Raw genomic sequence first — 19938 nt, forward strand, 5'->3', positions numbered from 1 at the left:
GCAGAAAGGCAGAACAGCAGAACAGCAGAAAGGCAGAACAACAGAAAGGCAGAACAGCAGAACAGGCCGAACAGCGGAAACGGGCAGCACTGCCAGGAACTGCCAAGCGCCGACGAGAAGCGGCAGCACTGGCGTGTCAGGAACTGCCGGCGACTGCCGGAAACCGGTAAGAACGCGCAAGAGCACACGCGAACCAGGAGGGGCCATGACGACCTCGGAACCTGACATCTCCCCCGAGGGGGCGGGCGGCGCCGGCCTGCGTGTCGTCGTCGTGGGTGCGACGGGCAACGTCGGCACGAGCGTGGTGCGCGCCCTCGCGGACGACCCGCAGGTCGGCTCGGTGCTCGGCATCGCGCGCCGCCTTCCGGCGTGGTCGCCGCCGAAGACGGAGTGGGCCTCCGCCGACATCGCGCGCGAGGATGCCCAGGGGGACGGTCAGCGCGACGGACTGGTGCGGCTCTTCCGCGGCGCGGACGCGGTCGTCCACCTCGCGTGGCTGTTCCAGCCCACGCACCGCCCCGCCAGGACGTGGCGCACGAACGTGCTCGGCGGTCTCCGCGTCTTCGACGCGGTCGCGGAGGCCGGGGTGCCCGCGCTGGTGCACGCGTCGTCCGTCGGCGCGTATTCGCCGGGGCCCAAGGACCGTCAGGTGGACGAGAGTTGGCCCACGCACGGCTGGCCGGAGGCCGCCTACTGCCGGGAGAAGGCCTATCTGGAGCGGGCGTTGGACAGCTTCGAGCGCGAGCGTCCAGGCATCCGCGTGGTGCGCATGCGTCCCGGCTTCCTCTTCAAGGAGGAGGCGGCGAGCGAGCAACGACGGCTGTTCGCGGGTCCCTTCCTGCCGCAGCGGCTCGTGCGGCCGGGACTGGTGCCGCTCGTGCCCGACCTGCCCGGCCTGCGCATGCAGACGCTGCACACGGACGACGCGGCCGAAGCCTTCCGTGCCGCCGCCACCGGAACCGCACGGGGTGCGTTCAACCTCGCGGCCGACCCGGTGATCGATGCCGAAGTGCTTGCCGGACTGCTCGGGGCCCGTGTTGTACGGATGCCGCTGCGCCCGGTCCGCACGGCGCTCGCGGCGAGCTGGCACTCCCATCTCCTGCCCGCGTCGCCGCAGCTCTTCGACGCGGTGCTGCGGCTGCCGCTGATGGACTCGGGACGGGCGAGGCGGGAGCTGGGCTGGTCGCCGCGGTGGACGGCCGACGAGGCGGTGGGCGCCTTCCTCACCGGGCTGCGGAACGTCTCCGGCGCGGCCACGCCCACGCTGACGCGGCGGCTGCCGGGCGGCCGGCTCCGGGAGCTTCGTACGGGCGTGGGCGAACGCCCCTAGCCGACGCGGACGCCGACGCCACGCCGCGCCTCACGTCAAGAGACCGAAAGCCCCAGCTCACTCCCCGGCCGGGGTCCCTCCCCGGCCGGCCCTCCGGCGGCGGGTGGCCGCGCCCGTCCGGTCACGTCAGCGCCGGACCGGCGGCGGAAGGGACGCTTCCCGCCGGTGCGTCGTTGAGGTACGCCAGGTGGTTGCGGACGCCGACGACGCCGTCCACACCCCGCGTCAGCCGGTCCACGACCGGCAGCAGCGCCCGGCGCTCGACGATGCCCTGGAGTGTCACCCGGCCATCGGCCACCGTGACCGTGACCTGGGTGGGACCGATGCCGAGCGTGCGGTCGAGCACGTCCCGCGCGATCTCCTGCCGCACGGCGCGGTCCGTACGGACGAAGACCCGCAGGAGGTCGCCCCTGCTGAGGAAGCCGACGAGCCGGTCCGTGGCCTCGTCGACGACGGGCAGTCGCTTGACGCGGCGGCGGTCCATGGTGCGGGCGGCCTGCGAGACCGTCCAGCCGGGGCAGGCTGTGACCGCGGGGCTCGTCATCACGGCGTCCGCGGTGACGGCGCCGTGAGGGTCTCCGAGGCCGCGCGAGGAGTACGGAGCGGACCCGCGGGCCGCCCGTGCGCGGTCGAGGCGTTCGCGCAGGTCCTTGCGCGAGACGACGCCGACCGGGCAGCCGTTGTCGTCGACGACCGGGACGGCGGAGAGGGTGTGCTCGTCCAGCAGCCGGGCCACCTCGTCGGCGGCGGTGCTCCGGTGCACCCCGAACCCCGGGCTCGTCATCAGCTCGCCCACGCTGCGGTACGGCATCTCCCCACCTCCCAAGCCCCGCACCGTTCAGTGTCGGACCGGGGCCGGTGGACGGGGAGGGGCGGAGGAACCGGCGTGTGCCGCCGGTCGTCCCGTCCGCGACGGGCCGCCCGGCCGCGGGGAGCGGCCACTCCGGTGCCGTTCGGCCCCTTCGGAGCTACTGTTTGGACTAGAGAAACGGACAAATCCTACCTATCCGTCCGGAGGGGGTATGAGCGGCACCGTGCATCACGCGGACGGCGACGGCCCCGGCCATCTGCCCCGCATGCAGCTCGACGACCTGCTGGAGGAACTGCAGGTCCGGATCGACGCCGTGCGCGGCACGCGGGACCGCATGCACGGCCTGCTCGACGCCGTGCTCTCCGTGGGCGGAGAACTCGAACTCTCGCAGGTGCTGCGACGCATCACCGAGGCCGCCGTGCTGCTCGTCGACGCCGAGTACGGGGCACTCGGAGTGATCGGGGAGGACGGAAATTTCTCCCAGTTCATACCCGTGGGTGTGACCGAGCAGCAGGCGGAAGCCGTCGGGGCGCTCCCGTCGGGGCGCGGACTGCTGGGCGAACTGATCCGGAACCCGGCACCGCTGCGGCTGCCCCAACTGAGCCGGCATCCCTCGTCGGAGGGCTTTCCCCTGGACCATCCGCCGCTGCGTTCCCTGCTGGCCGTCCCGATCCGGGTGCGGGACGAGGTGTTCGGCAACCTCTACCTGGCCGAGAAGCGGGAGGGCAAGGAGTTCGACAGCGAGGACGAAACCGTGCTGTCGACGCTGGCCGCCTCGGCGGGCGTCGCCGTCGAGAACGCCCGGCTCTACGAGGAGGCGCGCTACCGCCAGCGGTGGATGGAAGCGAACGCCGAGGTCACGCGGGCACTGCTCTCCGGTGTCGAGGAACGGCGCGTGCTCGGTCTGATAGTTGAACTGGCGCGCACGATCCTCTCCGCCGACCTCGGTGTCCTGGCGCTGCCGGAGGGCGGCGACTCCTTCCGGGTCGCGGTCGCGGCGGGCACCGACGCCGAGCACCACCGGGGGTTGCTGCTGCCGCGCGAAGGCTCCTTCGTCGGAGCCGCCGTGAAGGCGGGGGAGGTAACCACGAGCGCCGACGTCGAGCACGATCCGCGCATCACCGCCGGACCGCCGCGCTGGGCGGGTCTCGGGCCCGCCGTCGTGGTGCCCATGATCGCCGACGACGTGCCACGGGGGGTGCTGCTGCTCGCCCGGGCCAAGCCCCGGCAGCCCTTCGCCGAGCCGCAGATCGCACCGCTGAGCGCCTTCGCGGGACAGGCGGCGGTCGTGATGGAGCTCGCCGAGCGCCGCCGCGACGCCGAGCAGATCACGCTCCTCGAGGAACGCGACCGCATCGCCCGCGACCTGCACGACCTGGCGATCCAGCGGCTGTTCGCGACGGGCATGACCCTGCAGAGCGCCACGCGTTTCGTGGACCACCCCAAGGCACGCGAGCGGCTGGTCAGAGCCGTCGACGACCTCGACGCCACCATCAAGATCATCCGCTCGACGATCTTCGGCCTGCGTGCGCACGACAACGACTCGGACGGTGACGGACTGCGCAGCCGCGTCACCCAGGCGGTGCAGGACGTGGCGTCCGCCCTCGGCTTCACACCGGCTCTCCGCATGGGCGGACTGCTCGACACGGACGTGCCCGTACCCGTCGCGGACGAGGCCGTGGCGGTGCTGCGGGAGGCACTGTCGAACGTCGCACGGCACGCCGGGGCGAGCACCGTGGAGGTCGCGGCGGAGACGGAGGGGGAGGCGTTCACGCTGAGCGTCGTCGACGACGGCTGCGGCATACCGGAGGGCGGTCACCACAGCGGGCTGCAGAACCTCTCGGAGCGGGCCGAGCGGCTCGGCGGGGAGCTGCGGCTCGTCACACCCTCCGGCGGCGGTACGGGACTGACCTGGCGTGTCCCCCTGAACGGTGCGGGCACCGGGAACTGAGCCCGCCCTTGCCGGCCGGACGCCGGTCCCTGTGGCTCGGGGCGGGGCGTGCGGCCGGTCTGTTCGGCTTGTCCGCTCTGCTCGTCATGATCGGTCGGACCGTCCTGCTCGCCGTTCCCGTCCCGGTCGGCCCGGCCCGGGACGACGTCCCGGTCGTCCCGATCGTCGCTGCCGTCCCGGTCGCGGGAGCTCAGTGACGGCGGTGCCTCTCCTTCTCCTCCGCCCGCGCCTGCGTCGCCATCACGGCCGCCTGCACACGCCGCTCCACACCGAGCTTCGCCAGAAGCCGCGAGATGTGGTTCTTCACCGTCTTCTCGGACAGGAACAGACGCTTGCCGATCTCCTGGTTGGTCATCCCCTCGCCGATCAGGTCCAGGATGTCCCTCTCCCGGGGCGAGAGATCCGCGAACGCGTCCCCCGCGTGCTCCTCGTCGCGGGTGCCGGGACCGCGCAGACTGCCCATGAGCCGGGCCGTGGTCGCCGGGTCCAGCATGGACTGGCCCGCCGCGACCGTACGTACGGCCGAGACGAGGTCCGAGCCGTTGATCTGCTTGAGTACGTAGCCCGCCGCGCCCGCCATGATCGCGTCCAGCAGGGCGTCGTCGTCGTCGAAGGACGTCAGCATCAGGCACGCCAGCTCGGGCATGCGGGAGCGCAGCTCACGGCAGACGGTCACGCCGTCGCCGTCCGGCAGCCGCACATCGAGCACGGCCACGTGCGGGCGGAGCGCCGGGCCGCGGGCCAGGGCCTGCTCCGCGGTGGCGGCCTCGCCGACGACCTCGATGTCGGCCTCCGCCTCCAGCAGGTCGTGCACGCCTCGCCGTACCACTTCGTGATCGTCGAGCAGCAGGACCCTGATGGGGTTCTGCTCGGAGTACGTCCGCAGTTCGCTCATGTCGCACCCCTTCCCCTGGCGGCCGCCGTTCTTCGCATCGTCGCCCTGCCGGGCATCGGCCGGATAGGGCCGAACGGACCCGTGCCGGCGGAGGAGGGGGCCACTCGTACCGGCCCGGTGGACCTTCCGGCCCCCCTTAGAGAACGCGCGTCGGATCACCTCGCTCCCGTGTGCGCTTTGCCGCCGCGAGGGGAGTCGGCACATGAGGACGAGGAGATGGCTGTGGCGCTGGCGGAGGAATCCGCTCAGGCGCCGCTCGGACCGTGCCGAGGCATGGGCGGGCGTCGCAGCCGGAGTGATCATGGCGGTGAGCGCCCCCCTCACCGGCGCCCTGGCCTCGGACGCGGTCGCCGGCAACCTCGCCGAGCAGCCGGGCCTGTACCGTACGTCGGCCGTGCTCCGCGAGGACGCGCCCTCGACGGACGGCATCGCCACCGTCTCCGACGCCCCGACCGTGCTCACGAAGGTCCAGTGGAAGACCGCGGACGGTGACACCCGCACAGGCCGGGCCCCGGTGGAGACCGGGACGCAGAAGGGCACGCACGTACCGCTGTGGCTGGACCGCAATGGCATGCCGCACCAGCCGCCGCCCGGTCCCGCCGAGGCGGCCGTCCAGGGCGGGGCCGCCGGCGGCGCCGCGGCCGTGGCCACGTGCTTCTTCGTGGGAGGCGGCTGCTGGGTGGTGCGCAGACGCCTGGACGCAGCCCGGGCCAAGGCATGGGAACGCGAGTGGGCCACGGTCGGCCCCAGGTGGAGCCGCCGGGACTGAGGGTCCGGGGCCCACCTCAGCGGCCGGCGGGTGCGACGATCACCCACCGGGTTCTCACTCCACGATGTCGAGCACCTCACGCACCGGGCGGCGCGGCGTTGCCCGCCCGGGTGGTCCGTATCCCAGGCGGATCACCATCTGCACCGGGCCGGCTCCCCACACCGGGTCACGCAGCAGCCAGCGCAGCTCGGAACGCTCCAGAGCCTGCGTGGAGAACGAGGTGGCCAGGCCCTCCCGCGTCGCCGCCAGCACCGTCCGCTCCATGGCCTGTCCCGCGGCCAGCCAGTCGTACGGATGGTCGTGCTCGGTGCACAGCAGCCCCAGCAGCGGCATGTGCTCGAACGAGGCCGTGCCCGGCTCGGCGTCACCGGCCGGGCTCCTGCCCCGGGTGAAGTCGCGCACCGGCGCCCTGCCGTCCCTCTTGCGGGGGCCGAAGGAGGCCTCCGGGATGCCGTCCGGGACCGCGTCCGAGAGCTGCACGCCCGTACGCACCCATCGCTGCTCGTCGGGGTCGCCGGAGTGCTGCGAGTCCAGTTCGGCCTCCTCGATGACGTCGAGGACGAGGGAGAGGTGCCAGCCGGAGAGGAAGGCGAGCTGTGCGCCCTCCGCGCGCGCCTGCGCGACCAGGCGGTTCGTCAGCTCGTCCGGTATCGGGCGCTCGTCGAAGGGCTGACGGCTCGTGCGCCGCTGAGCGATCGCCGGGTAGAGCGCGGCCAGACCGGTGTCGATGGTCCCCGCGGACTCCCGCAGCGACACATGTGCCAGGGTCTGCCAGTCGTCCGGGTCGGGAAGCGACGTCACGACGGGCCGGAACCCCGCGTGCTGTGCCGACACCCGCAGATTGAACAGCGCCGCCCCGCAGCCCAGATGCAATGCCCGCAACTGCGGATCGGCGTGTGGCATGGCCCGGCCCGGGTCCGCGCGCAGGGTGATCGAGTCCCCGCCCCGGCTGTAGCGGAAGCGCCATGGCTGCGCGTTGTGCATGGACGGTGCCATGGAGGCATCGCGGACGAGACTTTCGACCACCTCGGTTCGGGCGAATGAGGTGGGGGTCATGAACACTCCCTCGGTCCGACTGCGGCGGCCGCCTTCGACGGGGCCGTCGTGGGCGGACTCCACGTGCCCGGTCGCTGCCGGAAGGTCACTGCGCGACGCGGCCGCGGTGTCCGTCTACTGGCAAGACTCCCGCCGGCGTCACACTCCGCCGAGGTCCGGAAGGGCCCGATGACGGGCCGAACGTCCCGTTGTCCCGAACGTCCTCGCGTGCGCACGGGCCCCGCACACGGTGCAGCGCCCCGTCCGTGCGCCGGACGGGGCGCTGCACCAGGGGCCCCTGCGCCGAGGGGCCCGCGCCGGGGCAAGCCCCCGGCCGTTGCGCGGAACGCGGGCGGCCGGGCCCGCGCCCGGCCGCCCGCGTCAGTGACCGTGATCAGTAGCCGAGGCCGTGCCCGAACTCGTAGAGAGTCCCGCCGCCCTCGCCGAGCGCGGGGATGCTCACCGGGAGCCTGCCCGCCGGGTCGATGTCGCCGTACAGGGCCTGCACGAGGGACGTCAGCGACGGCTTCGTGTACGAGAACGTGGCCAGGTAGGCGGGCACGTCCGGGAAGCGGCGGATGTCGTAGGGGTTGCGCACCGCGACCGCGATCACCGGCTTGCCCGTCTTCACCAGGGCCTTGACCAGGTCCGCCTGCGCGACGCCCTTGTCCGCGGCGGACGCCGCGGCGTTGGTGAGGACGACGGTCACGTCGTGCTGCCCTGCCGCGGTGACGGCCTCCTCGATCTTCGCCGCTCCGGGGGCCGCGCCGGTCGCCAGCGCGGTGGCCGCCTGACCGGAGCGCTTGCCGACCGTGCCGGCGACGGTCCCGACCTGGCTCGCGTCCCAGCCGGTGACGAGGACGGTGCGCTTGGCGGCCGAGAGGGGCAACGTGCCGCCTTCGTTGCGTACCAGCGTGATCGTGCGACCCGTGATGCGGGTGCAGTCCGCGGTGTGGCGGCGGTTGCCGACGACGCCGACGGCGCGCTTCTCGTCGACGTACGGACGCGGGAAGAGGCCGTTGCGCAGCTTGTGTTCCAGGATGCGCAGCACGGACGCGTCGAGCCGGGTCTCCGTGACGTCACCGCTCTCGACGGCCTTGAGGACGGCGGCGTGAGCGACGTCGGTCTTCGGCGCGAGCACGAGCTGGTCGCAGCCGGCCTTCAGCGCCCGCACGGGAGCGACGTCCGGCGGGAAGTCCTCGGTGGCTCCGCCCATGTCGAGGGCGTCGGTCACGATGAGGCCGGTGAAGCCGAGCTCCTCGCGGAGCAGCCCCGTCACGATGGGCTTCGACATGGTCGCCGGAACGCCGCTGGAGTCCAGGGCGGGGACGACGATGTGGGCCGTCATGATCGTGTCGACGCCGCGTGCGATGGCGGCGCGGAAGGGCGGCAGGTCGATGTCCTCCAGCTGCCGGCGCGTGTGGTTGATGACGGGCAGGCCGGTGTGGCTGTCGGTGTCGGTGTCGCCGTGGCCGGGGAAGTGCTTGGCCGCGCTGGCCACTTCGCCGCGGTGGTAGCCGCGTACGGACTCGGCGACCAGCTGCGAGCACAGCGAGGGGTCGGAGCCGAAGGAGCGGACGCCGATGATCGGGTTCTCCGGGTTGATGTTGACGTCGGCGACGGGCGCGTAGTTCTGGTTGATACCCATCGCGGCCAGCTCGGTCCCGATGATCTCGGAGGAGCGGCGGACGTCGCCCGGTGAACGGCCCGCCGCCAGCGCCATGTTGCCCGGCAGCTGGGTGGCCGGCTCCAGCATGCGGTAGACGACGCTGCCGCCTTCCTGGTCGATGGAGACCAGCAGCGGGACGCGTGCGCCGGTGCGCAGGGACGCGCGCTGCAGGCCGTTGGAGAGGCCGGCGATCTGGCGCGGGTCCTTGAGGTTGTCCGGTCCGCGACGCGCGTCGAAGTAGATGACGCCGCCCGGACGGTACTTGGCGATGACCTCCGCCGGCGTCGAAACCCCGTACAGATCCTTGTTCTTGGCGTGCTCGGTGTCCGCCGACTTCCCGTAGACCTCGACGACGAAGAGCTGTCCGATCTTCTCCTTCAGCGACATGCGCTTGAGCAGGGCGCGCGCCGTGCGCCTGGTGCGTTCCTCGTCCGGGGTGGCTGCCAGTGCCGTACCGCCGGGAAGGGCGAGGGCCGCCGCGATGCCGGCTGCTCCGGCTCCGGCGAGGATCTGTCTACGGGAGGTGGACTGCGGTGGCGGCGTCTGGTGCATATGGGTGCTCCTCACACGGGCCATGGAGCCGGGCATACGGGAGCGCACATAGTTGCAGCAGGGCGTTTGGAGGGCCAGACGCCGCGCTGAAGTTCATCGGTCCAGTCCACTGGCGGCGGGGCCCGCCGGAGTGCTGGTGGGTTCCGTGGGGTTGTTGTTGCCGTGGGGGCGGGGTGCCGGTATCCGGAATCCCGAGGGCAGGCACTGGCAGCGTGCCCGGCCCGCAGGTGTGCGGGCCGGGCACGCTGCCGGACTGCCGGACTGCCGGACTGCCGGACTGCCAGGTCTGCCGAGTTGATGGTCTGCCAGGTCTCCCCTGCCTACCGGACTGACACGACGTCAGGCCGCAGGCCGGCAGGCTGTCAGGCCGCCAGACCGGCCTTGACCCCGCGGGCGATCCGGACCACGCGCTCGGCCTGGACCCGCGCAGCTGTGCGTGCGGTCTCGTCGACCGGGTTGGCGCCCTGGGCGTCGGTGTGCGACGTGCCGTAGGGGTTGCCGTCGGCGAACTTCGACGGGTCGGTGTACCCCGGGGCGGCGATGAGCCCTCCGAAGTGGTGGATGGTGGTGTACAGGGCGAGCAGCGTCGATTCCTGACCGCCGTGCAGGGAGGCGGAAGAAGTGAATCCGCTGTAGACCTTGTCGGCCAGCTTGCCCTCGGCCCAGAGGCCGCCGAGCTGGTCGAGAACCTGCTTGAGCTGCGATGAGACGTTCCCGAAGCGGGTCGGCGTGCCGAAGAGCACGGCGTCCGCCCACTCCACGTCCTCGGGGGAGGCCTCGGGGATGTCGGCGGTCGCGCGCTGGTTCTCCGCCCAGGCGGGGTTGGAGTCGATCGCGGACTGGGGGGCCAACTCGGGTGCGCGGCGCAGACGTACCTCTGCGCCCGCCTTCTCCGCGGTCTCGCTGATCTCCTTGGCGAGGGCGGCGATGGTTCCGGTGGAGGAGTAGTAGATGACGGCGACCTTGAGCTGGGCGGAGCCGGCGTCGGCCGTTGTCGGGGTGCTCATGGAACTCCTGTCCAAGTGACGTGCGGTTTCTGTGCGTTGGGTGCCACGGGCACGCCTCCGCACACGCCCTCCGGCAGGGAGGTCGTTGAAGCGGCAACTACCCCTTCTTCCGGTTGTCATTCACCGTGACGCGAGGGATCGGAGGTCGCGCGAGGAGCGCAGGCGTGACAGGCGGACGTGAGAGGCGAGGGGCGAGCATGAATCCGGCGCCGCGGCCGGGGTCAGCCCGTCCGGGCCCGGACCGTGGAGTCGGGGGCGGGGCTGAGCCGGACGGGGCTGCGGGAGTGGTGAACGGGAATCACGTCCGGCGCACGAGCCGGACCGGAGGAGTCCGGAGAACGGCCGGAAGGCCCCGTAGCCGGTCGGTGGCCCCGAGTGAGATTGGCCGGATGCGGTCCCGCTGGGCCAGGTCCGGGATGCGCGTCGGCGGTTCCCGACTTCGCTCGCTGTCCGGGCGGGGGCGACTTTTCCGTAAGACGGGGCGTTCCGGTGCAACTATCCGCCTCGTCGAGTCGTCTCTACGGGGAGAGCGCTCGTCGCCCCGCTCCTCAGCAGGCGTGACGAACAGTGCCGAAGACGTCGGAGGGCTCGCGCGCACACCGCGAATACCGCGCAGCGCCTTCAGGTCCTTCCGCCGGTACCCGCTCCGACCAGCACCGCAAGGTGCTCGTCGGCCCGTCGCGGCCCGAACGTGGCCGCACAGGGTACTGCATGATCAGGAAAACGACGCGCTGGTTGGGAATTAAGTCCGGTTTCCGCTCGTTGTTTCCTACGGATGGGGGCACTCGGGGGGTGTCCGACCCAAGCCACCGACCAGATTGACAGAGTCCACTCGCAAGGGAGCACGCATGGCAACCCGTGCCGTCGCCCGTCGTCAGGCCACCGCTACCGGTGCCACTGACGCGGCAAGCAGTGTTCGCGCCGCAGGCAGCGAAGTCGCGGACCGCGACCTGGTCGGCATGTATCTCGACGAGATCGCGCGTACACCGCTGCTCGACGCGGCAAAGGAAGTCGAGCTGTCGCTCGCCATCGAAGCCGGGGTCTACGCCCGGCGAATACTGAACAAGGACGAGGAGCCGCTGAGCACCGACTCCGCCAGCGCGACAGCCGCCCGCGAGGAGCTGGAAGCGATCGTCGCCGAGGGCGAGCGCGCGAAGGACGTCTTCATCCGCTCCAACCTCCGTCTCGTGGTGGCCGTGGCCCGGCGGTATCCGCGCAGCGGGCTGCCCCTGCTGGACCTGATCCAGGAGGGCAACGCGGGCCTGGTCCGCGCGGTCGAGAAGTTCGACTACCGCAAGGGCTTCAAGTTCTCCACGTACGCGACGTGGTGGATCAGGCAGGCCATCACGCGCTCCATCGCCGACCAGTCCCGGACGATCCGGCTTCCCGTTCACCTCGTGGAGGAGCTGGGCCGCATCCGGCGCGTCCAGCGGGAGTTCAACCGTGAGCACGGGCGTGAGCCGGAGCCCGAGGAAGTAGCCGCGGAGCTGAGTTCCACGCCGGAGCGCGTCATCGACGTCCTGGACTGGGCACGCGACCCGGTCAGCCTGAACATGTCCGTGGACGAAGAGGGTGAGACGCAGTTCGGCGACCTGCTGGAGGACACCTCCGCCGCCTCGCCCGAGCAGTCGGTGATGACGCTGCTGCGCCGGGAGGAGCTGGACGGGCTCATCGGCCGCCTCGACTCGCGTACCGCCTCCATCATCAAGGCGCGCTACGGCATGGTCGACGGCCGGGAGCGCACGCTCACAGAGGTCGGCAAGCAGCACGGCCTGACGCGTGAGCGCATCCGGCAGATCGAGAAGCACGCCCTGCTGGAGCTGAAGAAGCTCGCCTCGGACACCGGGTTCGACGCGGCCGCCTGACGGCCCAGGCGTGGCCGAAACCGGTCGGCCGGCCCGTGGCGTGACCGCGCAGACGGACCGCGGAAAAACCGCACAGCGAGCGGCGGCAACCATTCGCCGCCCCCAGGGCGAGTCCCGGTGCCTTCCCCCGAGCGCCGGGACTCTTCCCTGCCCCGGGCGTGGGCGGGCTGTGCGCCCCGCCTGCCGCGGCCCGGAGACCGGCTGTCCCGCGACGGCACCCTTCAGCACCCGCCGTGACCGGCGGGCCCGACGGTGACCTCAGCACCCTCCGTGAGCGGCGGGCCTCTTGCGGTCAGCCCTGGCGGCCGGCTCCGTAAAGGTCCCGGTAGGACGGGAAGACGCCTCCCGGCCCGTCCACTCCCTCCGCCGCGAGCACGGCCCTGACCACGGCCCTCGTCAGCACATCCGCCGCGGCGCCGAGAAGTTCGTTCAACTCGCCGTCCGCCAGGGACCGTTCGCAGGTCGCCAGGGTGAACACCGTGTCGCCGTCGTGCATGAGGTGCAGAGGCCGCACCGCGCGCGCCAGTCCGTCGTGGGAGTTGCCGGCCATCTTCTGGGCCTGTGCGCGGGTGAGCGTGGCATCGGTCGCGACCACCGCCAGCGTCGTGTTGAGCGGGGGCCGCAGCGTGCCCGCGGAACGCCTGCTCGTCTCGTCGCGGACCTCTGCGAGGCGCCTTTGAGCCTCCGCGTGTGTGCTGCCGTCCGGCACGTGGGGCAGCCCATCCCACATCTCTCCGTAGAGGACGCCCGTGGCCGGGTCCACCGCCGAACCGACCGCGTTGACCGCCGTGACGGCACCGACGGTCGCCCCCGAGGGAAGCACCGCGCTCGCCGTACCGATGCCGCCCTTGAGGCCGCCGACCACCGCTCCCGTGCCGGCACCGGCATTGCCCTGCGCAACCGGCGACCCCGGCTCCGCCGCTGCCGCGGCCTCCACCGCCTCGCGGCCCAGCGCCGCGTCCGGGCGGCCCCGCCAATGGCCGCCACGGCCGAGATCGAAGAGGACGGCCGCAGGGACGACGGGCACGACCTGCGCCGGGTCGGGTCCCACACGCACGCCCCGGCCCTCCTCCTCCAGCCAGCTCATCACCCCCGAGACCGAGTCGAGCCCGAAGGCGCTGCCACCGGTCAGCACCACCGCGTGAATGCGCTCCACCACGTTCCGGGGGTCCAGCGCGTCCGTCTCCCGGGTGCCCGGGGCGCCGCCACGGGAGTCGACACCGGCCACGGCGCCGCCCTCCGGGGCCAGCACGACGGTCGTGCCGGTCAGCCAGCCGGGCCCGTCCGCGGCCGTCCGCTGTGCATGGCCGACCCGCACACCCGGCACGTCCGTCAGAGCGTCCTGAGTAGTCATGCGGCATGGATACCAGGCAGGCCGGGACGCCGTACGCTTCATGCATGACAACCGGTTCGCAACAGCCCGCCGACCCGGCTGCCCGGCTCCAGTTCGAGGACCCGCTCAGCCTGCCCTCGGCGGACGACACCGACAGCGGCTGGGGCGAAGGCCAGGCGGGCGGACGCGGTGGGGGCAGCGGAGCCCGCGGCGGACAGCCGGGGGACGCTGCCGCGGACCTCGCCCGCTTCCTGGAGGAGAAGCCGCCGCACCACCTGTGAGGCCCGTCTACTGCTTCTCCGTGCTCACCGGCCCGTCCCGGCCTTCGCGCTGCCGGCCGAGCGATCCCTCCGGATCCGCACGCTGCGCGGCGAGCAGATCGCGGATCTCCGTCAGCAGATCGACCTCGTTCACCTCCGGAGGCGGCTCCGGGGTGGTCTTCCTCGCCGCCAGCCGCTCCTTGTACCTGGTCATCGGCAGGATCATGAGGAAGTAGACGACGGCCGCGGTGATCAGGAAGGTCAGCGAGGCGCTGAGGACCGGGCCCCAGTTGATCGGTACGCCCTGCGTCACCTCGCCCGTCGCCTCGTTGATCTTGCATGGGTCCTTCAGGCAGGACCTGTACTTCTCCAGGTCCTTCGTCCCTATCGCTCCCACAAGCGGGTTGATCAGGCCCTTGACGACGGAATCGACGATCTTGCTGAAGGCCGTGCCGACGACGACGGCGACGGCCAGCTCGACCACGTTGCCGCGCATCAGGAATTCCTTGAATCCCGCCAGCAGGCCCTTCTTCTCGCTCTCCACAGCTGTCACGTTCTTCGACCCGTCTCCTGTCGGCTCCTGTGCGGTACGGACAGCGGCGCACGGGGCGGGACGATCGCAGGCTCAGCACAGCGTCACCGCCAGCCTGCCGGCGGCCCCCGCGCCCGCGAGCGCGGTGGCCGTCCCGCGCGGCACTCTGAGCACGACAAGTGCTCCGTCGTCCGCTGCGCCGACCGGGTCAGTCTCCACCGGCCTGGGAACCCGATCCACCCGCACCCCCCTGGCCACGACCCGTGCCCTCCCGGCCCCGTCCGGTCCGGCGATCACATCGACCCGGTCTCCCCGGCGGAGCAGCCGCACCGATGCGGCGTCCGCGATGCGCACCGGAGCGGAGACCGCGGGCCCCGGGCTCCGTCCACCCGGGGAATGCCCGTGCGACGGTGACTCGGCCGCGGCCGGACCGGGCCGGGCCTCCCGTCCCGCTCCGGCAGGGGCGGAACCGGAATGTTCGCCCCGGGGGATCCAGGCTGCGAACGCCGCCGCCGCGACGGCGAGCCCGGCTGCCGTCACGCGTGGTCTCCCGCGCACGAGCCGGCGCATGCGGTGCCCGCCGTGGAAGGCGGGACGCACAGGTGTCAGATCAGGCACCGCACGCGGGCCCGGAACGTGGCGGGAGCCGTGGCGGCCGGGCAGCCGCGCGTCGCGGCCCTCACCACAGCCGCCCACGCCGCCACCGTGGAACGGGTGTTGGGAATCCCGGGGCATCACGATCACCGCCTGCACTCGGAGCGTCGGAGAATCCGTCCTGCGCTGCCAGAGTGCACTCTTCGCTCTGTCTCAGGAGAAAACCGCTGAGTTCTGTGGATAACCAGTCAGTTGTGGACAGTTCGGCTGCGCGCAGGGATTTCGGTACGGGCCTTGGGCGAACGAGAGCCGGTCCAATCCGTGTTGCGCACCGCCGAGGACCGCCGAGGACCGCCGCGGACCGCTGCGAACCGCGAACCGTCACGAACCACCGTGAACCAGCCGCCTCCGGCCACTGCGGCGCCCAGCCGGCAGCCCGGCGCCACGCTTCAGGCCCGCGCCACGCTCCAGCCCCGGGTCACGCTCCAGCCCGGCGCCACGCTCCAGTCCCGGGCCCCTACTCCTGCGGAGCGCCCGGGAGTTCGATGCCGGGGTCCAGCCCGCCGAGGGCCTGCGGGCAGTGGCACTCGCGCTTCTTGGGCAGCTTCCCGACCGCGTCGAAGAGCACCTCCCGCAGCCGTCCGACGTTCTCTCCGAACACGCGCAGCACTTCCTCGTGCGAGACCCCTTCACCGGTCTCCGCCCCCGCGTCCAGGTCCGTCACGAGGTTCAACGAGGAGTAGCAGAGCCGCAGTTCGCGGGCGAGCACGGCCTCCGGGTGGCCGGTCATGCCGACGACGGACCAGCCCTGCGCGGCGTGCCACCGGGACTCGGCGCGGGTGGAGAAGCGGGGCCCCTCGACCACGCACAGTGTGCCGCCGTCCACCGGTACCCAGCCCTGCTCCCGCGCGGCGGCCAGCGAGGCCTGCCGCCCGGCTTCGCAGTACGGGTCGGCGAAGGCCAGGTGCACGACGTTGGGCACGGACCCGTCGGGCAGCGGTTCTCCGTCGAAGTACGTCTGCGCACGGGACTTGGTGCGGTCCACGAGCTGGTCGGGGACGACCAGCGTTCCGGGTCCGTACTCGGGGCGCAGGCCGCCCACCGCGCACGGGCCCAGCACCTGCCGCGCCCCCACGGAGGCCAGTGCCCATATGTTGGCGCGGTAGTTGATGCGGTGCGGAGGCAGATGGTGTTTGCGGCCGTGCCGCGGCAGGAAGGCGACGCGACGGCCGGCCAGCTCACCGATGAACAGCGAGTCGCTCGGTTCGCCGTACGGGGTGTCGACCGTGACTTCGGTCACGTCGTCGAGGAAGGAGTAGAAGCCCGAACCGCCGATGACGCCGATCTCTGCCTGTTCGCTCATGCGGCCACCCTAAGGGGAGCATGCGCACGCGCGCCGGTGGGCCGTGAAGCCCGCCGCTACAGTTCCGGGGCGGACTTCCGCGCGGGGATGCGGCCGGGAAACCCGGCCGCATCCCGGCCGGTGCGGCCGTGGCCTCAGGCCGCCGAACTGCCCGCCTTGCTCGTGCTCTTGGAGCCACTGCCGTTCGACGAGCCCGACGAGCCCGACGAGCCCGACGAGCCCGACGAGGAGCCGGCCTTCGCCGAGTCCGAGGAGCCCGATCCGGAGCCGGAATCCGAGGACGAGGACGAGGACGAGGAGTCGCCGTTGCTCTTGGACGACGACTCGGAGGAGCCGGGCGACGACTTACCCGAGTTCCCCGAACTGCGGCTGTCGTTCCGGTAGAAGCCCGACCCCTTGAAGACGATGCCGACGGCCGAGAACACCTTCTTCAGGCGGCCCTCACAGCTGGGGCACTCGGTCAGCGAGTCATCGGTGAACTTCTGCACCACCTCGAGGCCCTCGCCGCACTCGGTGCACTGGTACTGGTACGTCGGCACGTTCTCCTCCTGGCACTCTTACTCGGTGAGTGCTAACGACGCTCCATATTGCAGTATTCCCGCGCGTCAGTCCACCGGGACAGGTGGACGGTGACCGAGCCCACCTCCGGACGAGCGATCTCCCGGGCGTATCGCCAGCCGACGGCGGAAGACGACCAGTGCGGCCAGCGCCAGCCCAGTACCCGCGAGCGGGGCGAGGAAGCCCGCTCCCGCACCGGCCGCGTCCGTCAGCTGGCCCGCCGCCATCGAGCCGGACGCCTGCCCCAGCGCCACCGCGCCGGTCAGCCAGGTGAACGCCTCCGTACGGAAGGCCGCCGGGACCAGCAGCTCCACCAGCGTGAAGCCCGCGATCATGGAGGGTGCGACCCACAGCCCCAGCACCAGCCCGAGCCCGCCCAGCAGCGGCAGCCACGGCGACAGTTGGGCCGTCACGGCAAGCGCGAGGGCCGCGAGCACGAGCACCGGATAGGCGGTCAGCAGCCGCACATCGGCGCTGCGCCTCCACTGCACCGTTCCGACCGCGAGAGCGGCCGACATGTTGCCCGCGGCGAAGATCCCGTACAGCACGCCGTTGAGCTCCGGTGACCCCGCGGACTCCGTGAACGCCGCGACCGAGACCTGCATGCCGCCGAAGACGGTGCCTATGCCCAGCAGCGCGGTGATGAGAACTCGCACGCCCCGGACGCCGAGCGCCGACCGGGCGCCGACCTCGCCGCCCGCGGACGCGGCATTCATGGAGGCGCCGTCCGTGGAGCGACCGTCACGGCGCGGGACCTCCGTGCGGACTCCCGAGCGGACCTTCGAGCGGACTCCCGAGCGGACCTTCGTGCGGACCTTCGTGCGGACCTCGGGCTGAGTGCCGCGCTGCGCCGCGAAGAGCAGGCCGCTGCCCAGCATCAGCGCGACCTCCGCGGCGAGGCCGGCCGCCGGGTGAACCCCTGTGCACAGCGCCGTCGCGAGCAGCGGGCCGACGACGAAGCTGAATTCGTCCGTGACCGATTCGAAGGCCGCCGCGGTGCTCAGGAGCGACGGCGCGCCGGGCCCGTCCGTGCCGGTGTCACCGTCCGCCCGGCTGCCGCTGCCCTCGCCGCCCGTGCCGTCCGTGTCTCCCTTGCCGCCCTGGTCGTTCCGGTGGCCGTTCCCGTCCTCCGTGTCCTCGCCACCGCCCAGGGACGCCGACCAGCGTGCCCGCACCATCGGGCTGATCTGCGGAATGGTGGCGCCCGCCGGTACGGCGGCGGCGAAGAGCGTCCACACCGGCGCGTCGTGCAGCGCCAGCACGATCAGCGCCGAGACCGACAACGCGTGCAGCAGTACGAGCGGCACCAGCACGGCACCCTGCCCGAACCGGTCGGTGAGCTTGCCCCCCTGCGGCGCGAGCAGCGCCATCGAGACCCCTGAGACGGCGATGACGATGCCCGCCGCACCGTAGGAGCCGGTGGTGTGCTCGACGAGCAGCACAGTGCCGACGCCGAGCATCGCGATGGGCTGCCGGGCCAGGAAGCCGGGTATCAGGAAGCGCCATGCGCCGGGTGTGCGCAGCAGTGCGCCGTACCCGGTCCGGCGGGCGCCGGTCGCTGTGGCCGGGGTTGCCACGGCCGAGCCTCTCTGCCGCCTGGTAGCGCGCTGTCGCGCCGAAGGCTGTCCTCTCGCGCGGTGCCGTCCGGCCGCGCCAGCCCTGCGTCAGGCAGGAACGGTGAATTCTCTTGCCTTCAGCAGGATAACGGCCTTGTCGGTACCGGGAAGCCCGTGAACCAGCCCCGTGAACCAGCCCCGTGCCCCGCCCCGTGCGCGCCCGTATTCAGCCCCCGGCCAAGCCACTCGGCGTGAACCCGACCCGCGCCCGGCGAGCGGGCCCCGTGCCCGTTCAGTCCCGCGCGGACCCATGGAGCCAGCCCGCGAGCTTGCCGCCGCGGCCGACGTCCAGCAGCCGCTTCTCCGCCGCGTCCCGCACCGGGTCGGTCGCCACGACGAGCAGTTCGTCGCCGTGGCGCAGCATCGTCGTCGGCAGCGGTACGAAGCTCTTGCCGTCCCGTACGACCAGGGTGACCGCGGCGCCCGGCGGCAGGCGCAGCTCGCCCACCTCGACGCCGTGCATCTTCGAGTACGCGGGGATGGCCACCGACAACAGGTGGCCCCGCAGCCGTTCCAGCGGCGCGGACTCGATGTCGATGTCCATCGGTTCATCGCCGTCGCTGAGGTTCAGTTTGCGTGCCACCCAGGGCAGTGTCGGCCCCTGCACCGCCGTGAAGATGATCACGAGCATGAACACGATGTTGAAGATGCGTTCGCTGCCCGGGACGTCGGCGACGAGCGGGATCGTCGCGAGCACGATCGGCACCGCTCCGCGCAGCCCCGCCCACGAGAGCAGCGCCTGGTCGCGCCAGCGCTGGTCGAAGGGGAGCATGCTGCAGATCACCGACAACGGCCGCGCCACGACGGTCAGTACGAGCCCGACGCCGATGGCCGGCCAGATGTCGTCGATCAGGTCGTGCGGTGTGACCAACAGGCCCAGCAGTACGAAGAGCCCGATCTGCGCGATCCACGCCAGCCCGTCGGCGAAGCCCCTCACCGCGGGCCGGTGGGGCAGCTTCGCGTTTCCCAGGATCAGCGCCGTGACGTAGACGGCGAGGAACCCGGAGCCGTGCAGCATCGCGCCGCTCGCGTACGACAGCACGCACAGCGCCATCACGGCGATCGGGTAGAGGCCGGAGGCGGGCAGCGCGACCCTGCCGAGGCCCAGTGCGCCCAGCCTGCCCACCACGAGCCCGATGACCAGTCCGATGGCCAGCTCCAGCAGGATCTCGCCGACGAGCACATACCAGTTGCCGGGCGAGTAGTGCACCGAGAAGGAGACGACGAGGATGACGACAGGTGCGTCGTTGAAGCCGGACTCCGCCTCCAGCACGCCCGCCAGCCGTTTGGGAAGCGGCACCTTGCGCAGCACGGAGAAGACGGCCGCCGCGTCGGTCGAGGAGACGACGGCGCCCACGAGCAGCGCCGTCTGCCAGGTGAGCCCGATGAGGTAGTGGGCGGCGGAGGCCGTGACCAGCACGCTGACGGCCACGCCGACCGTCGAGAGGACACCGGCGGCCGGCACCGACGGGCGGATCTCGCGCCACTTGGTGCTCAGTCCGCCCTCGGTGAGGATCACCACCAGGGCCGCGTAGCCGAGTGTGCGGGTCAGTTCGGCGTTCTCGAACTGCACGCCCAGGCCGTCCTGCCCGAGCGCGATGCCGATTCCGAGATAGACCAGCAGGCTGGGCAGCCCGCTGCGCGATGAGAGTCTTACCGCGGCGACCGCGAACAGCAGGACGAGGGTGCTGAGGAGAAGCAGTTGGTTGAGGCGGTCGACACTCAGGGGCGGATCCTCTCTCTCGCTCGAACCGCGAATCTCTCGCTCGAACCGCGAAGTCCCGTCCAAGTTCGCGAG

The 19938-nt window shown here is 72.0% G+C and carries 17 protein-coding genes; 5 read left to right on the forward strand and 12 right to left on the reverse strand.

The window, feature by feature from the left end:
• Positions 1-205 precede the first annotated feature (205 nt).
• Entirely contained in the window at positions 206-1330 is a 1125-nt protein-coding gene (locus tag EV375_RS23080) for an NAD-dependent epimerase/dehydratase family protein (protein WP_130301322.1), read from the forward strand.
• 121 nt (positions 1331-1451) lie between these two features.
• Here EV375_RS23080 and EV375_RS23085 read toward each other — a convergent pair whose 3' ends face one another.
• Positions 1452-2141, reverse strand: a complete 690-nt coding sequence (locus EV375_RS23085) for a CBS domain-containing protein (RefSeq protein ID WP_130301323.1) — start codon at positions 2139-2141, stop codon at positions 1452-1454.
• A gap of 211 nt (positions 2142-2352) precedes the next feature.
• Between EV375_RS23085 and EV375_RS23090 the strand changes: the two genes are divergently transcribed.
• Positions 2353-4092, forward strand: a complete 1740-nt coding sequence (locus EV375_RS23090; RefSeq protein ID WP_130301324.1) for a sensor histidine kinase — start codon at positions 2353-2355, stop codon at positions 4090-4092.
• A 190-nt stretch (positions 4093-4282) separates the two neighbouring features.
• On the opposite strand, the gene EV375_RS23095 is transcribed toward EV375_RS23090, so the two are convergent.
• Positions 4283-4987, reverse strand: a complete 705-nt coding sequence (locus tag EV375_RS23095; protein WP_130301325.1) for a response regulator transcription factor — start codon at positions 4985-4987, stop codon at positions 4283-4285.
• A 202-nt stretch (positions 4988-5189) separates the two neighbouring features.
• On the opposite strand from EV375_RS23095, the gene EV375_RS23100 reads away from it, so the two are divergent.
• On the forward strand, positions 5190-5756 hold the full coding sequence (locus EV375_RS23100; RefSeq protein ID WP_130301326.1) for an Rv1733c family protein: 567 nt from the start codon (positions 5190-5192) through the stop codon (positions 5754-5756).
• A 54-nt stretch (positions 5757-5810) separates the two neighbouring features.
• Here the strand turns inward: EV375_RS23100 and EV375_RS23105 are convergent, their stop codons facing one another.
• The 3 genes from EV375_RS23105 to wrbA form a co-directional block, all read right to left on the reverse strand.
• A complete protein-coding gene (locus EV375_RS23105; protein WP_130301327.1) occupies positions 5811-6812 on the reverse strand; it encodes an Acg family FMN-binding oxidoreductase in 1002 nt (333 codons plus the stop codon).
• Between the two features lie 373 nt (positions 6813-7185).
• Entirely contained in the window at positions 7186-9012 is a 1827-nt protein-coding gene (locus tag EV375_RS23110; RefSeq protein ID WP_130301328.1) for a glycoside hydrolase family 3 protein, read from the reverse strand.
• Between the two features lie 362 nt (positions 9013-9374).
• Positions 9375-10019, reverse strand: a complete 645-nt coding sequence (wrbA, locus tag EV375_RS23115; protein WP_130301329.1) for an NAD(P)H:quinone oxidoreductase — start codon at positions 10017-10019, stop codon at positions 9375-9377.
• Between the two features lie 848 nt (positions 10020-10867).
• Between wrbA and EV375_RS23120 the strand changes: the two genes are divergently transcribed.
• Complete coding sequence (locus tag EV375_RS23120) at positions 10868-11884, forward strand: sigma-70 family RNA polymerase sigma factor (protein ID WP_130301330.1); 1017 nt, start codon at positions 10868-10870, stop codon at positions 11882-11884.
• Positions 11885-12176: 292 nt separating this feature from the next.
• Here EV375_RS23120 and EV375_RS23125 read toward each other — a convergent pair whose 3' ends face one another.
• Positions 12177-13238 (reverse strand): P1 family peptidase, encoded by a 1062-nt coding sequence (locus EV375_RS23125; protein ID WP_130301331.1) that lies wholly within the window; start codon positions 13236-13238, stop codon positions 12177-12179.
• Positions 13239-13282: 44 nt separating this feature from the next.
• Here EV375_RS23125 and EV375_RS23130 point away from each other — a divergent pair, with 44 nt between their 5' ends.
• Positions 13283-13498 carry a hypothetical protein gene (locus EV375_RS23130; protein WP_130301332.1) on the forward strand — a complete coding sequence of 72 codons (216 nt, stop codon included), beginning with the start codon at positions 13283-13285 and terminating at the stop codon, positions 13496-13498.
• Between the two features lie 7 nt (positions 13499-13505).
• Here EV375_RS23130 and mscL read toward each other — a convergent pair whose 3' ends face one another.
• From mscL to EV375_RS23170, 6 genes are all read right to left on the reverse strand, one after another.
• Positions 13506-14021, reverse strand: coding sequence for a large conductance mechanosensitive channel protein MscL (gene mscL / locus EV375_RS23135; protein WP_130302064.1), 516 nt, complete (start codon positions 14019-14021; stop codon positions 13506-13508).
• Between the two features lie 81 nt (positions 14022-14102).
• The gene (locus EV375_RS23140; RefSeq protein ID WP_486588658.1) at positions 14103-14549 is read right to left on the reverse strand and encodes a hypothetical protein; all 447 of its coding nucleotides are present in this window, start codon (positions 14547-14549) and stop codon (positions 14103-14105) included.
• 571 nt (positions 14550-15120) lie between these two features.
• On the reverse strand, positions 15121-15966 hold the full coding sequence (locus tag EV375_RS23145; RefSeq protein ID WP_130301333.1) for an S-methyl-5'-thioadenosine phosphorylase: 846 nt from the start codon (positions 15964-15966) through the stop codon (positions 15121-15123).
• Between the two features lie 134 nt (positions 15967-16100).
• On the reverse strand, positions 16101-16505 hold the full coding sequence (locus EV375_RS23150; protein WP_130301334.1) for an FmdB family zinc ribbon protein: 405 nt from the start codon (positions 16503-16505) through the stop codon (positions 16101-16103).
• Positions 16506-16571: 66 nt separating this feature from the next.
• Positions 16572-18101 (reverse strand): MFS transporter, encoded by a 1530-nt coding sequence (locus EV375_RS29885; protein WP_486588659.1) that lies wholly within the window; start codon positions 18099-18101, stop codon positions 16572-16574.
• Between the two features lie 271 nt (positions 18102-18372).
• Entirely contained in the window at positions 18373-19929 is a 1557-nt protein-coding gene (locus tag EV375_RS23170) for a potassium/proton antiporter (protein WP_486588660.1), read from the reverse strand.
• Positions 19930-19938: the final 9 nt, after the last annotated feature.

The organism is Streptomyces sp. CNZ301 (genome assembly GCF_004217425.1).